Genomic DNA, 14,059 nt, shown 5'->3' on the forward strand with positions numbered 1-14,059 from the left:
CGCAGCTTTGGCCTTTGGGTGGGCAGGGCCCTAGATTGAGCAGGGGGGTATATGCGGAACTGTCTCGAGAAGCCGGAAGCCTGGATCGCCATAAATGGCTTCCTCTTGGCGTTCTTGTGGGAAATGCTGCAGATGCCCTTCTACGAAATGGGCGGCCTCTCGACTTCTCAGGCGACCAGGAACTGCGCTTTAGCCACGTTCGGAGACGCAGGAATCATGGTATTTGCCTATTGGGTAGCGACAAGGTTTGCGCCCAATAGCCTCTGGTTGCGACAGTGGCGCATTCGTCCGCTGGCGATCTACCTCAGCGTCGGAATGGCCATAACGGTCGTCGTCGAACATTTCGCTTTGAGGAGCAATTGGGGCTGGACCTATTCCGAGACGATGCCGACGATAGCGACCATCGGACTGGTGCCCATATTTATGTGGTTGATCGTTCCGGTCCTCACGTTGGTGCTGGCAAAACGATCGTTGTTCGGCTCGAAACTTACGGCCGAGGATCGATGATCGCAGCGAGCGAGGTCCGGATGCAATTCGTTGACAGGCAAAGATGCCCTTGCGAGCGGTTTTCACGAGCATGGACTATCCAATCTCGTATAACTCCTGCTTTCAGCGTGCGATTTCGAGCACGGGGGCAAACCCGCCACCCGGCGTGCGCATATTGGTTGTCTGTCCCCGATACAGCCTTGCTGCTGTCAAAAGAACCGTTCCATCGTAGGTGTAGAGCCTGACGTCCACCTTCATTTCCAGCACCTCTCCATCGCGCTCTACACGGCGGATGCTCGGAGGCGCATAGGTTTGCGCGATGTAACCCCCTGCAGTGACGTGCGTCCAAACTTTCCGCGTGAGCTTGGCGCCGCTGTAGGTAGCCTTGCTGCCGTAGCCCCCGGCGGGCTTGAAAAAGAGATTGCGGCGATCCGCCCAGAGCGTTTCTGCATTCTCGGCTGTGACGATTGTTGTTTGTGGAACAGCAGCATCAAGGACGTTTACCGCGTCTAAGGGAAGTTCCCATTGGGTAAGAAGCAGGCTGTCAGACAAAAGCGACAAATTACGTTTGTCGGCATATAGCGCGTGCACATGCGGGTTTGGTGTGACTACGACCAGCCCCTTCAGATAGGCGCTTCGCAGGCTTGCATGATCGGGGTGCTTAAACGCGAAGTCGACGAGCCGGTTATAAACCAAATCGATATGAAGCCCATCGAACGACAGTCCGGAAGCTGACCTTGTCAGTGCCCTAGGGTCCAAAATCAGTGCTTGAATGCCCTGGCGCTCGAGCGCCGTTTTAGCGAGCAGAAATTCGGGATGAAGAAATTGCGCATCAGGCTCGTCGTCGACAATCGCAACAACTGACGGTTTTCCGCTGCGCCCCTGACGTTTCCACTCACTTGCGAACATGGAGCCGATGCGCTCCTCAAAAGCCAGCACGGTTTCATCTGGACGAACAGCCTTGGCCGTCTCGAAACAGCAAGCGCGCTGCGCGCGGGCGAGCGCGGCGTTTAGGAACGCGCCACCTGCGTTGGTATTGACCTCGATCAGAACAGGCCCGGCTTCGGTCAGGTGGAAGTCGTAGCCCATCAATGCGCCGACCGGTCCAAAATCATCGGCAGCTATTTGAGGCGCCCACTCGAGCACTGCCGCCCGGAACGGCGGCAGCGCGGTAGCCATTTCAACTGCCGCAACGACCGCTTTCATCGCGTTCATGCTGTCGGGTGCCAGAAAGACTGGTGAGTTTGCGAATAGGTAAGGATGAGAGCCTGCGAGGCGGATGCCGAAACCTTCTGAACCGGTTTCGGTCTCGAGCTTTCGTGCCAGCAATTCCCGATCGAGCGTGAAGCAAAAACACTCTGCGTTTGCTCGCAGCGCTGCATCGCCCGTCTCTAATCTGTTTCTCATGTCCAATTCCTTTGCGGAGATCGCTGCTGAGCAGGCTGATCAGCCCTGCTTCCACTTTCCCGTTCTAGCCTCCTAATAGCGGACCGGAAGCTTCCCACCCCATTTAGCGCCGTTCCTGGTAGCTCGTCATGACCCCGAAACCGATCAGGCTGCTATCGCAGGATTTTCACGAAAACCTGCCTGTCGCGAAACGACCCAACAGCGGCCATGGCGAGGCACCCTCTTGCTTACCGAAACCTGCCGATTACTCAGCCCGAGCTTTTCAGCCGATTGTGGGCCGTATGCGGACAGTCCACATATGACGAGCAAAGCGTGACACCGGAACTTTGATGAACGAATTGCCGTCGGGCCCATCGAAGCCTCAGCTTCAAAGCTTTACGCCGAATTGACCGAGCGTCCAGACCATCCCGATGTAGAGAGCGAGGGTCATGCCACAGCCGATGGCAAGCGCGGGCCAGAACGCGACGCCTCGATTCAATAGCAACGGGATCGCGAGAAACATTGGTAGGCTCGGGATCACGAACCAGAACGTGGCGGCCGAATGCTCAGCCAGGCGCGTCGTGTCCTGGGTGTCGCGCCATAGCCAGATCATGCCCAGAACCGAAATAAGGGGAAGCGACGCGATGAGGGCACCCAGACCGGGTGCACAGCGAGCGACCTCGCTGACTATGGCAATGATCAGGCCCGAGAGCGCGGCTTTCAGCAGCAGATAACCCATGAGACCATCCTCCTGTCAGGCCGGTTCGTCGGACAACCGTTCGTCCGGTCCGCGGCGATTGCGCATGGCTGCTATGCGCAAATTGTTCACGCCCCAGCCGTCGCGGGTCACCTTCAGGTAGATCGCCGGCAGCACCAGCATGTTGAGCACTGTCGAGCTCGTAAGGCCGCACAGGATCACGATCGCCATCGGCGCTTGAATCTCACTGCCAGGCTCACCCATTGCAATAGCGAGCGGCACAAGGGCGAGACCGGCCGAAATCGCGGTCATCAGGATCGGCACAAGCCGTTCCTCGGCGCCGCGTTGCACCGCCTCCGCAAGATCGGTTACACCCTCGTGAACCTGAAGATGCTTGATATGCGTCACCATCATTACCCCGTTGCGGGTGGCAATACCGAACAGGGTGATAAAGCCGACGATCGTGGCGACGGAGAGAATTCCTCCGGTCAGCCAGAGACCGACGACCCCGCCCACCAGCGCAAGCGGCAGGTTGACCATCACCAAGGCGGCGTCGTTCGATGAACGGAAAGCCTGGCGCAGCAGCAGGAACATACCCACCAGCACGATCAATCCCAACGCCAGAAGGGTTCGGGTGGCGCTGGCGGCGCTCTCGAACTGCCCGCCGAGTTCTATCCGGGCGCCTTGCGGCAGATCGATGGTATCGAGCGCGGATTCGATATCGGTCACCACTGCGCCCAGATCGCGGCCCTGAACATTGGCCATCACCAGCTGGACCCGCTCGACACTTTCACGAGTGATTGCGTTGGGTCCCTGATCGCGCACGACATCGGCCACCGCTGCAAGCGGCAGCAGCTGCCCCCCCGGTGCCGCGAGCAGCATGTTCTCGATCTGCCCGGCATCGTTGTATTGCGACGGGTCGTATCGCACCACGACATCGGTGATCACCGGCTGTTCGACCAACTGGCCGACCTCGGCACCGGCGATAGCCGCCTGGATCGCACCGGTGACATCCTCGACAGCCAGCCCGTAGTTGGCGAGATCCGCGCGCCGCACCCGCACCCGCAGGTAGGGCACCATGCTCTGGGTGTCCTTCTGGACATCCACCGCACCCGGAATTGCCGTCACCGCGCTTTCGACTTGGGTCGAAAGGCGCTGGAGCGTGTCAGAGTCGGGCGCGAAAACCTTGATCGCGATATTCGCCCGAGCGCCAGACAGGATGTGGTCGATCCGGTGCCCGATCGGCTGGCCAAAGATCGCCTGGACGCCGGGGACTGTGCCCACCGCTTCGCGCAAGGCAGTCAGCAGTTCGTCTCGGTCGCGGGCATCCTCACTGAGCGTAGCCTCGATCTCCGAGGCGAAAACCTCTTGGGCGTGCGGGTCGCCGGGTGCGCGACCGGTCCGACGTGCGGTGGTCTCGACCTCGGGCTGAGACAGCAGCGCCGCCTCGACCTCGCTGGCAGCACGATCGCTGTCCTCTAGGCTGGTGCCCGGCAAGGTCGTGACATTGACGGTCAGCGACCCTTCGTTAAACTCTGGAAGGAACGCGCGGCCTGCCAGCGCGAGACCGATGCCGGCGACAACGACCAGCAGCACCGAGCCGATCGCCAGCGACTTCCAGCGAATGAGCCACCGGTCGAGAACGCCGCCATACCAGCCCTTCATCCGGATGACCCATTTGGGTTCATTGCCGACGGCTTCGGGTTTGCGGCTCAACAGATCATAGCTGAGTGCGGGGGTCAGCGTCAGGGCAACCGCCAGACTGGCGAGCAGCGACACGCCATAGGCTAGGGCAAGCGGTTGCAGCAGACGCCCTTCGATACCCGTCAGGCCGAAGATGGGCAGGAAGACAAGCAGAATGATCAGCGTTGCGAAGATAATCGCGCCCTGCACCTCGCTTGTAGCCGAGGCGACCACGGCGATGTCCGACTGCTGCTCCTCAACCGGCTTCTCCCGCTCGAGCCGCAATCGGCGCACCACGTTCTCGACCACAATGATCGCATCGTCGACCAGCATGCCCAGGGCGATTGCCAGCCCGCCCAGCGTCATCGTGTTGATCGACCCGCCGCCCGAGTTGATGACGATGATCGCGCTGACCACCGATACCGGGATTGCGGCCAATGCCACCGCAGTTGCGCGCCAGCTGATCAGGAAGATGAATACGATGACGGCGACGAGCACCAGGCCCTCGATCAGGGCCGTGGTTACATTGTTGACCGAACGCTCGATAAAATCCGCCTGGCGGAAAACCTGCGTCTCCAGCTCCATACGATCGGGCAGGGTGCGCTGGAGATCGACAAAGACGTCGTCCAGCCGATCCGTGAGATCGAGAGTGTTGGCTCCAGGTTGCTTCTGGATCGCCAGGATCACCGCCGGCTTACCGTTGAAGGCCCCGGTGCCGCGCTTGAGCCCTTCGCCTATACGGATTTCGCCGATTTCGCGGGCGAGCACCGGCAGTCCGCCGGCTTGACCGACTACCACAGAGCCAAACTCGTCCGCCTCGCTGGCGCGACCCACGCTCTCGATCAGGAACTCCTGGCCATTTTCCACCACCACGCCGGCGCTCTGGTTGGCGCTCGCGCGGCTCATGGCCTCGATGACCTGGTTCATACCGATGCCACGCGCCGACAGGCGGGCCGGATCGACTAGCAACTGCACCTGACGTTCGTCGCCACCGATGGTCATGACCTCGGCAATGCCGGGGACCGACATCAACCGTCGTCGCACCACCCAATCCGCGATCGACTTCAGCTCCATCGGCTCCGCCGTATCGGAGCGCAGAGCGACGAACATGATCTCGCCCATGACCGAGCTTGCCGGGGTCATATGCGGCGGAGGGACGTCGTCGGGAAGTTCGTCGCTCGCGACCTGGAGCCGCTCGTTGGTGACCAGCCGCGCCTGGTCGGGATCGGTCGCCCAGTCGTATTCCATCGTCACAACCGAAAGCCCGGTGGTGCTGTTGGAGCGGATTCGTCTGAGGCCCGGCGCGCCGTTGAGCGCGGTTTCGAGCGGAATGGTGATGCGCTGCTCGACCTCGGTCGGCGTGTAACCGCTTGCATCGACCACCACCGTCACGGTCGGGGCTGTAAGGTCGGGAAGCACGTCGACCGGCGTGCGCGCCGCGATCCAGGCCCCGAATGCGGTCAGCAGGATCGCGATTGCATAGATCACTACCCGGTTGTCGAGGCTCCAGCGAATGAGGCGTTCTAACATTATCGCGGATCCATCAATGTGCGTGACCGTGGCCGAAGGCACCGGGCGTTGCCGCCGCCGCCCGGACCGCTGCGGCGCCGCGTGTCACCACGCGTTCGCCGGCCTCAAGTTGGCCCTCGATCGCCACGAGATCGCCGCTGCGCGACAGAACCGTCACCGGCCGCCGCTGGAAGGTCTCACCGGCGATCTGGACGTAGACGACGTCCTGCCCGCCTTCGTTGAGGATGGCGCTGGCGGGAATGGTAAGGCGCTCGGTTGCATTGCCGGTCCGCAGCTGACCCTGCAGTCGCTGCCCCGGGCGAACCGCGCGGCTGTTCCAGGCAAAGATCACCGGAAGGGTGCGGGTCTGCGCGTCGATCGCCGCGCCGCGCTGGACAAGCGACACATCGCCGCGACCCAGCGAGATGATCTGGTCGGGCAGGCTAAGGTCGATGCCCGAGGGATTGCCGACCTGCGACGCTAGGCTCTCAGGCACGCGCGCGACAAGCCACAGCGCTGCTGGATTGCCAAGGCGCATAAGCTGTTGGCCGCCCGTAACACCTTGGCCCTGGACGAGCGTGCTTTCGATAACCTCGCCCGAAATCGGTGCGACAACGGGCACGCCAGCTCCGCCCCCGGCGACCGAACTGCGGCGCTGGCGTGCGGAGCGCAGCTGCGCTTCGGCCAGCCTTTGCCCAGTTCGCGCCTCGTCGAGCCGGCGAGCGGGCACCGCTTCGCCCTCGACCAGCTGGTTCATGCGGGCAACTTCGCGCGCCGCTGCGTCGCGGGCGATGGAAGCTTCGCTGATCGCAAGGTCGAGCGTCGCCACATCCTCGCCGCCGCCCAGCGTAGACGAAATGCTCGCGAGCGTCTGGCCCCGGCTCACGTTGCTGCCCGAAGGGTAGATTCGCGCGGCGCGGACGATTCCGTCTACCGGCGCCGAAACGATTGCCTCGGCCTGCGGCTGCATCTGCACATCGATCATCACCGGCACGGTTTCGGCCAGCTCAGTCATGACCGCCTCCTGCGTCATGAAGGGAATTCGCCATTGAACCTCCTTGGAGAAGGCGATCGCATCGGCAATTTCGGTATGGGGAGGAACGGCCTTGGCGCCTTCATCGCTGGTTGCATGAACGGTCACCTCCCCAAGATCATGCGCCGACACCCCTCGCGGCGTCGACAGCACCAGACGCAGACGCGCGTTACCGCTCTTCGACGCAGTCAGCAGGGGTCGGAATATTCCCTCGACATCGCTCGGCTCGGCTGGGGCGCGATCGACGCTGCCATCCGGCCAGGACAGTTCGGCGGTCAGGGTGCCTTCGGTAACCGGCTCATAGCTGTCGAGCCAGGTGAGATGCGCATCGAACCGCCGTCTGACACCGGTCACCAACGGTCGAAACTCGACGAACAGCTCCGTCGTGTCGGTATGGTCGGTGACGATGATTCCGCCTCCACCATGCCCATGCGCTTCTTCGGCAGGAGCAGGGGTGTCACCGCAAGCGGCGAGCGTCAGGGGTAACAGGGCGGCGGCCATTGCGGCCGGGAGGACACGGAATCGGGTCATCTAAGGTTACTCTGCCTTGTCGCGATCAATGTTCGTGCGGAACGGATTCGTCGTGCGGCTCGGCATCGTCGTGAGCTTCTTCCGCAACCGGTTCGGGAGCATCATTATCGTCTTCCATCACCGCCGCTTCCGGTGCTTCGGTGGCGGTCTCGCCGCAGGCGGCGAGGGCCAGAGTGGCGGTAATGGCGGCAAGCATGATCTTCTTCATTGGTAGGTCCTTCCATTTGCTAGGTCGTAGGCCACAGCCGCGAGGGCCGCATCGAGTGCGAGCGCGACAATCGACAGATCGGCATCGCGCGCGGCTTGGTAGGCGTCGAGGAGCTCGACGACGCCGATTTCGCCGGATTGGTAGGCGGTGTCCGCAATGGTTCCGAGCCGACCTGCATCCGCGCGGGCCTGAACCGCCATCACGGCGGCCTCGCGCGCTGCCGATGCGCGGGCCGCCGCAGCGGCTCGCTCCGCCTCGGCGCGGCGTCTTGCTATCAGGAGCTCGGATTCTCTTGCGTTGCGCAAAGCCTCGGAACGGCGCACCTCGGCGCCGCCGCCGTTCCAGATCGGCAGGCTGACGCCGAGTGAGACCACCGGCCCATACGAGACCCCCAGTCCGTCATCGACGCGCTTCACACCGGCTCCGACACCAATCTGTGGCAGTTGGGCCTGTCTGGCCGCCTCGACAAGCTGGGTGGCGGCGGTCAGTCGGCGCTCCTGCGCGACAAGATCCGCCCGGTCAGCCTCTCCCCCGCCGCTCACCACGCTGGTGATGGCTTCGATCGAGAGCTGGGGATCGTCGATACCGGTGAGCGAGGAAAGCGCGGCGCAATCGCCGGCGACTTCGCCTCGCGCCATGGCGAGCCTTGCGTCAGCGGAGCGCTGTTCGACACGGACGCGGCGCACATCGTAAACTGCAGTGTCACCGGCCTGCGCTCTTGCTGTCGAGACCCGTCCAGCCTCCTCCAGTTCGGTGACATATCTCTGCTGGATATCGAGACTGGCTCGCGAGGCGGCACAACGGACATAAGCAGACCGGACTTCGCCAACAAGAAGCTGGCGGCGGCGCTCGATGTCAGCGTCCACCGCCCGCGCTTCCGCGCGCGCGGCTTCGCGCAGAGTGCCCCGCCGGCCATTGAGGTCGATCGGCTGGACGATGCCCAGTTCCCACTCGCTATCGCCGCCCATGCTCTCGCGCGAAAGCTGGACGGTGGGGTTTTCACGCGGACCGATCCTGTCGATCTCGGCCAGGGATGCTGCGATCTCGGCGTCCTCACGCGCGGCTAAGCCTTCACGGGCAAGGGCGCCCTCGACCGCGACATCTTCGGACAGCGGGGTATCCTGTGCCGTAACCGGCATGGAAACAAAAAACACGCACGCGCACAGCGCGACGCTCGACGTAAAGGGTGCGCGATGCACCCGAAATTTGGGCATGAAATCCTCCACACAGCATGACAACCGGGCCACAGCCCGGCAGGAACGTCAGGCGGTGCGTGGAGGTCTCAAGAGGGAACCGGGCGCTTTCGTCGGAGGGTCCTCGCCTCGTCTGTCAAGCGAGTGCGAACTCGCGGGAAACGGAGCGGATATGCTGAATCCGGGACCATCGACATCCGCCATCACCGACAGCACGTCGAGCGGCAGGTGATTGTGCGCGAAACCTTCGGTCTCATCGGAAGTGGAGCTGTCGTGCGCGTGCTCGGCGATTTTGTCATCGATCACTTCGTGCGAATGGTCGCCATGATGAACATGTGACTCTGCCGTCGCGATCGTCTCTTCATGCCCGCTGATATGCGCACCCCAAGCCACTCGCGGGATGACCAGCGAGAAAACGAGAGCGATGAAAAGCAAGCGGAGCACAGCGACGTGGTTACCACATGTGCGCGGGAAGACAATCGTTGCGTGGCCGCTTTTGGGGAGCAGGCGAGCCCGTCGTTAGGTCTGGAATTGGGCGCAAAGCCGACCCACATGCGAGCGTTCGATGGTTGATATCTGCACGGTCGATGGTCGGCATGTAGAATGTGGAGTGATGGTCGGGCTTTGGCGATTCCTTTGCCCAGCTAGGAGGAAAGATGAATGGCTGGTTCCGGGCCATTCTGAGGCGCAACAGCGCAAATCGGCGGCGGTCCCGCCGATTTGCTGTGCGTTACCTTCGATCGCTTGGGGCGATCTGGGCGGGATTGTCCTCCAGCCAGTAGGCTTCCGGAAGGCGAAGAATCGAACAAAGCTATCTTGCGCTACGGCTTCGGCACGTTCACCATATGTTTCATGGTCCAGAAAAGAGAAACCGATGGAGACCTACCTCTCTACCAGCATCAGCTGGAGGCTATTCTCGCGCGCCGGCGCTTCCTCGATCAGGAAGCGATCGGCGCGTTCCACCGATGCGGACTTCGCAGTTTGCAGAAGTCGGACGTAAGCGGGTCCACCTCGCGCAAAGGTAAGCCTATCTCCACACCTCGCGCCGGCTTCGATCTCTGCATCCCGAGCCCGCTAATTAAGCGCGATCGCCAGAGCAGCGCCAAGCGCATTCCACACTTCGACATCAAAACGATAACTGCTCAGGAACAACCCAGCAAGGCGGGCCGAACGCAGCACGGGTCGAAGCAGGGCAGCATGACCGGAAGCGAACATTTCAATTATGTGCGTAGCGGTGCTTATCTCACCATCTCTTCGCACTTGGATTATTTGCGACGCCAACACGATTGCGAGAGCCCGGGACAATCTCTCGATGTCGATATGTTGGACGAACAGGTCGTGCGCGCCGAGCAGAACGCGCTGGCATATTTTACGAACATTCCAGGCGACGTAGCCCGGCAGCGCTCACTTTTCGAAGCAGCCGAGAGGATTGACGCCAAACCGAAGACCTTCTATCTCAAGGCTTCCACTGCGAAGCTTGCTTACCTTAAGCAGCTTGCTGTCCAGCGGGATGCTCCCGATTGGTTTTTTCCAATGCTGGAGCAATTGCGGAAGGCAAAGCAAGACGCCGATGAGACCGCGAGGAACTGCAGAAAAGAGCAGTGGGATTATCACGCGCAGATCGCTAGCGGGTCGGCTGAACAGGTTTACGATTGGCTTTCCGACCTCGAGGCGTATCCGGACCTTAAAGCCGAGGTCGAATGGGAACAGGGGCGGGCGGGGCGCTCACAAATCAGGTTTGTCGGCGAATTACCGCAGGGTCTCTCACCCAGCGAACGCCACCAAATCCTTACAATGTTCTGCGGGACTCTTGCTGCAGATGGGATGATGGTCGCCGCTGCGATCCACCAGCCCGATAGGACCAATGACAAACGCAATTTCCATATACACGTCGATGCGTACGACAGGCCAGCCCAATGGCTGGAAGAACACGACTGCTGGGACTTCGAGCACTGCGTCCGCAAGAACGGCAAGAACACCTATCCCCTGCGCCAGAGGAAGGTCCGCTACCCGGGGCAATCGGCGATAATTTTTCGCCAGCGCTTCATCGACATCGTCAATCAGGTCCGCGCAGGTCGCAAAGAGATCGCAGAATATCTGCCGGGGACCTACGCGGAGAACGGCGTTGAGCTGACGCCACTGGAGCATATGGGATCGCGTGCGATCGGTCTGGAAAAACGCGGCGCCATCACCTAGGTTGGGCTGCTCAATGCGCAACGGATCGTATCGGATGAGATTGCGACCGCTGAACGGCGAGCGCTTGCCGAGTTTAGAAGAGAGGTCGGTGCGATGGAGAGGTTCCTTCCTCTGTTTCATGCTAATCGAAAGGCGGTCGTCGCATCACAGCGCTTCCTGAAATTACGGAAAGAGCAAATCGAACGCCAGCTTTCGAACGAGCTGGGCAAGGTCGCTATCGATGCGGTTCGATCGCGGGCTGACACGGTCATCAGGACGCTGACCCCTTCGCCTAGGTGTCCGGTGCACGCCCGTGTTGGCGATGAGGAATTGATGGCGGATGCTCAGGCCCATGTCGCTTGGGTTGAAAGCTTGCGTCCGACTGCGCAGCAGATCGCCGCTGAAACGAGGAAGCTCGATCGGCTGGAGAATCGGATACGCGAGGCGTTCCAAAGCATGCTCGGCCCGGTTGCAGAGCAAGCAGTCAAGTTCACGCAACAGGAAGAGCTACGTTACGTCCCACGCGCGAATCGAAGCAACCCGGCGCCAAGACAAGTGCATTCGCAATACGACGATGCAAAGCGCGGTCGATTGGTTGCATGGATTGAGAAGCATGCAGCGGATCCTGACTTCCTGATTATAGATATTGGCGGTGTGCGGCTTGGACGATTGGTCCCGCCCTCGATCGACACACTGATGCAGCAGTATTTCTCCGACCGACAGATTCAGAAGCTCCTTCTTGCCGAACGGGACCGGCGGGCCCTTCGGCAAACTGAAAACACTTTGCCGAAACCCAAAGAGTCTAAGGCGCCGCAGCCTGCCGCTCTCGACACTCCCACTATTGATAACGGCGCTGGCCGCTTCACTGGACGTGCCAGCTCGCAACCGGCGATCCATGGCTCGCCCCTTATCTCGCAGCCGAATCGCGAGGAGCAGGGCGCTGATGAGAACGAGCGGGCGAGACGCCGAAAGCTAGCTATCGCTGCTAATCTGCAATTCCCGCTGGTCAAGGTTCTATCTCAATCGCTTGAGGTTTCCGGTCTGACGAAAGCTATTGGGACGCTAAAGGATGTCGGTGCGCTTGGATCCGTGCCGAAGCTTCCGCAGTTGCCGTATATAGCAACTGCGGGCGAGCACGATTTCTACCGCGCCGCCGACCAGAACCAGCGGATTGCACTTCATTCCCAGGTTATCGAAGGACACGGCCAGCCTACTGATCGCACTGCTTCGTTGCTTTGCACCAACCCGAGCGGGGTTGAGATTCCCCCGCAACCTTCGGACGGATCGAACGATGCCCAAGGCAGGACGCGTCGAGTCCGAGGTGACGTTGTCTCCGAAGTCGATCGAGCTGTAACCGGTTCAGCCCAACCTCTTTCAACGAGTGCGCGGAGGAGCGAGGAGCTCGGCCTCTATCTGACCGGCGCGGCAATAACCGATACGAAGGATCTCCCAGAAACCCCCGGCTTCGTGTGCCAAGCAAGGTATGATGGCCTATACTATTCGCGTAACGACCGCGAAGAACCGGCCTTCATCATTCGGTCCGATAGGATTGATGTGGCCGGCAATGATGACGAGGAAGTGCTTATCGCTGCGATGCAAATGGCTTCGATCGTATTCCACAGAAAGTTTGCCCTCAACGGTTCTGCAGCTGCACGCCAAAAAGCTTTGAAGTTGGCCGAGAGAAAGCATCTGAGGCAGTTCATCGATGAAGCAGGTGACGGGCATTCGATCGGTCGCCCGGCTTCGGAAAAGGGTTTGTCGTCACCCATTTCGAATCTCGCTAACGCCAAGAGGAATCACTCCCATGATCTTCGTAACGCCATCGATAGGATCGATGGGGCCGGGTCAACAGAGCCGTCCGCAATGCGCGGCACATCGAGGCTCGCAGAGGCCAGATCGCATTCGGCTGAACGGGCGGAGCCCGTCCCGTCTGTGCCTACGATCCCTGGTTTGGTCCGCGCCAAAGGCAGAATTACGAAGGATGGTGTTTCGCCCGACGTAGCTATTGGCAATCAAAAAGATGGCTTAGGCGGGGCGCCGGTTGATCACGACGGCCGCAAGGCGGCAAATCAGGAAAGCGCGAACCGTCAGCCGGGGCATGGACCAGAACCAGTTGACCGAGCGGCAAGAGAATCAAATCAGTCAGAATTGGCTGATTCTACGACAGCTGGCCGCTCAGACAACAGCGCTCGTCGTGAGCCTGCTGAGAATGCGAAAGCGAGCAACGAAGCTGCTCCTACGCTAAAGCGTCTCATGGCGAAGGGACCGTCGATCAGTGATGGACCGCCGATAGGCTCTGGAAAAGGGCGAGGGCGAGACTGAAAGGCAGGAGGCCGGCGCGCGACAATTTGCCAGCTTCCGTACCACTGTCGGACGACCACCAGTATTTCGGTTCGGCGAAAATCGCCTGACGTCATCTGGTCGGCCGTTTGGCTGCGATCCGCCGCATTCCGCCAAGGCGGTAGCTAGAAAGATTGAAATTGAGGCGAAGCATATCGGGAAGATGAAAATCAGAACGAGGCTTCCGTCGGATCGACCGATCCGGCGTTCGCAAAGAGGAAGTCTCGATGAACCTCAATCTCGTAAAAGAATACAACCCCGCCCTCCGGCTGCTGGCCCTGCCGCTTGTGGCGATGGCCTGGGCCGGTCCGATCCGAACGGTCCGATCGGCCTATCTTCCGCCGAGCAGCATCTCCTTCGGGGACTGCAAGACGGTGATCGGCGTGACGCCGGCAGATCCGCCTTTGTTCATGGACTTCTCCGAGGCCGCTCTCGAGCACGGCAGCGACGTCGTCCTTATTCGTGCTGGACTGTCGCCCGAGGTCGATAATCCGGTGACCGTGGATATCGCGATCCGGACGCCCGCCGAGGTGATCACCTTCGACGGATACCATTTCGTCGAGCGAGCAAACGGAGCGCTCTGGATTTGTGCTGAACGGTCCGAGGGGCCTGCCATGGAAGTCAGCAGCCGCGGACTTGGGCTGCATATTCGCCAGCCGTTCGGTGAGGAAGAGCGTGCCGACGGCGCATGCCGGGCCGCGGCGCAGATCGTCCGGCTTTCGCGAGGGACGATCTGATGGCGAGGCGACCGAAAAGCACTTCGAACGTTTCGATCGAAACCGACCCCGACCGGCCCGAGAGCTGGCTCTATCTCATCA

General features: G+C 61.0%; 11 protein-coding genes. 4 read left to right on the plus strand and 7 right to left on the minus strand.

Annotated elements, in window-relative coordinates; all coding sequences use genetic code 11:
• Positions 1-51 precede the first annotated feature (51 nt).
• On the plus strand, positions 52-507 hold the full coding sequence (locus A9995_RS06975; protein ID WP_067610728.1) for a hypothetical protein: 456 nt from the start codon (positions 52-54) through the stop codon (positions 505-507).
• A gap of 102 nt (positions 508-609) precedes the next feature.
• Here the strand turns inward: A9995_RS06975 and A9995_RS06980 are convergent, their stop codons facing one another.
• The 7 genes from A9995_RS06980 to A9995_RS07010 all read right to left on the minus strand — a co-directional run bounded on the left by A9995_RS06980 (position 610) and on the right by A9995_RS07010 (position 9,161).
• Complete coding sequence (locus tag A9995_RS06980; protein WP_067610730.1) at positions 610-1,893, minus strand: hypothetical protein; 1,284 nt, start codon at positions 1,891-1,893, stop codon at positions 610-612.
• Between the two features lie 367 nt (positions 1,894-2,260).
• Positions 2,261-2,611 carry a DUF3147 family protein gene (locus A9995_RS06985; RefSeq protein ID WP_067610732.1) on the minus strand — a complete coding sequence of 117 codons (351 nt, stop codon included), beginning with the start codon at positions 2,609-2,611 and terminating at the stop codon, positions 2,261-2,263.
• 15 nt (positions 2,612-2,626) lie between these two features.
• Positions 2,627-5,782, minus strand: coding sequence for an efflux RND transporter permease subunit (locus A9995_RS06990; RefSeq protein ID WP_082992543.1), 3,156 nt, complete (start codon positions 5,780-5,782; stop codon positions 2,627-2,629).
• A 13-nt stretch (positions 5,783-5,795) separates the two neighbouring features.
• On the minus strand, positions 5,796-7,325 hold the full coding sequence (locus A9995_RS06995; RefSeq protein WP_082992544.1) for an efflux RND transporter periplasmic adaptor subunit: 1,530 nt from the start codon (positions 7,323-7,325) through the stop codon (positions 5,796-5,798).
• 25 nt (positions 7,326-7,350) lie between these two features.
• On the minus strand, positions 7,351-7,533 hold the full coding sequence (locus A9995_RS07000; RefSeq protein WP_067610736.1) for a hypothetical protein: 183 nt from the start codon (positions 7,531-7,533) through the stop codon (positions 7,351-7,353).
• Complete coding sequence (locus A9995_RS07005) at positions 7,530-8,747, minus strand: TolC family protein (protein ID WP_145916843.1); 1,218 nt, start codon at positions 8,745-8,747, stop codon at positions 7,530-7,532. The genes A9995_RS07000 and A9995_RS07005 overlap by 4 nt, the downstream gene beginning before the upstream one ends.
• A 48-nt stretch (positions 8,748-8,795) precedes the next feature.
• On the minus strand, positions 8,796-9,161 hold the full coding sequence (locus A9995_RS07010) for a hypothetical protein (RefSeq protein WP_168157346.1): 366 nt from the start codon (positions 9,159-9,161) through the stop codon (positions 8,796-8,798).
• A gap of 381 nt (positions 9,162-9,542) precedes the next feature.
• On the opposite strand from A9995_RS07010, the gene A9995_RS07015 reads away from it, so the two are divergent.
• The 3 genes from A9995_RS07015 to A9995_RS07025 all read left to right on the plus strand — a co-directional run bounded on the left by A9995_RS07015 (position 9,543) and on the right by A9995_RS07025 (position 13,978).
• Complete coding sequence (locus A9995_RS07015; RefSeq protein WP_168157347.1) at positions 9,543-10,922, plus strand: MobA/MobL family protein; 1,380 nt, start codon at positions 9,543-9,545, stop codon at positions 10,920-10,922.
• Between the two features lie 93 nt (positions 10,923-11,015).
• Complete coding sequence (locus tag A9995_RS07020; protein WP_067610743.1) at positions 11,016-13,223, plus strand: LPD7 domain-containing protein; 2,208 nt, start codon at positions 11,016-11,018, stop codon at positions 13,221-13,223.
• 245 nt (positions 13,224-13,468) lie between these two features.
• A complete protein-coding gene (locus A9995_RS07025) occupies positions 13,469-13,978 on the plus strand; it encodes a hypothetical protein (protein WP_067610745.1) in 510 nt (169 codons plus the stop codon).
• The last annotated feature ends 81 nt before the right edge of the window (positions 13,979-14,059 follow it).

This window comes from Erythrobacter sp. QSSC1-22B, from assembly GCF_001678665.1.
Taxonomy (GTDB): Bacteria; Pseudomonadota; Alphaproteobacteria; order Sphingomonadales; family Sphingomonadaceae; genus Qipengyuania.

Bases quoted from the DNA above. Each gene is read 5' to 3' on its own strand.
- A9995_RS06995 (WP_082992544.1), bottom strand. From the start codon at position 7,325: ATGACCCGATTCCGTGTCCTCCCGGCCGCAATGGCCGCCGCCCTGTTA.
- A9995_RS07005 (WP_145916843.1), bottom strand. From the start codon at position 8,747: ATGCCCAAATTTCGGGTGCATCGCGCACCCTTTACGTCGAGCGTCGCG.
- A9995_RS06980 (WP_067610730.1), bottom strand. From the start codon at position 1,893: ATGAGAAACAGATTAGAGACGGGCGATGCAGCGCTGCGAGCAAACGCA.
- A9995_RS07020 (WP_067610743.1), top strand. From the start codon at position 11,016: ATGGAGAGGTTCCTTCCTCTGTTTCATGCTAATCGAAAGGCGGTCGTC.
- A9995_RS06975 (WP_067610728.1), top strand. From the start codon at position 52: ATGCGGAACTGTCTCGAGAAGCCGGAAGCCTGGATCGCCATAAATGGC.
- A9995_RS06990 (WP_082992543.1), bottom strand. From the start codon at position 5,782: ATGTTAGAACGCCTCATTCGCTGGAGCCTCGACAACCGGGTAGTGATC.
- A9995_RS07000 (WP_067610736.1), bottom strand. From the start codon at position 7,533: ATGAAGAAGATCATGCTTGCCGCCATTACCGCCACTCTGGCCCTCGCC.
- A9995_RS07025 (WP_067610745.1), top strand. From the start codon at position 13,469: ATGAACCTCAATCTCGTAAAAGAATACAACCCCGCCCTCCGGCTGCTG.
- A9995_RS06985 (WP_067610732.1), bottom strand. From the start codon at position 2,611: ATGGGTTATCTGCTGCTGAAAGCCGCGCTCTCGGGCCTGATCATTGCC.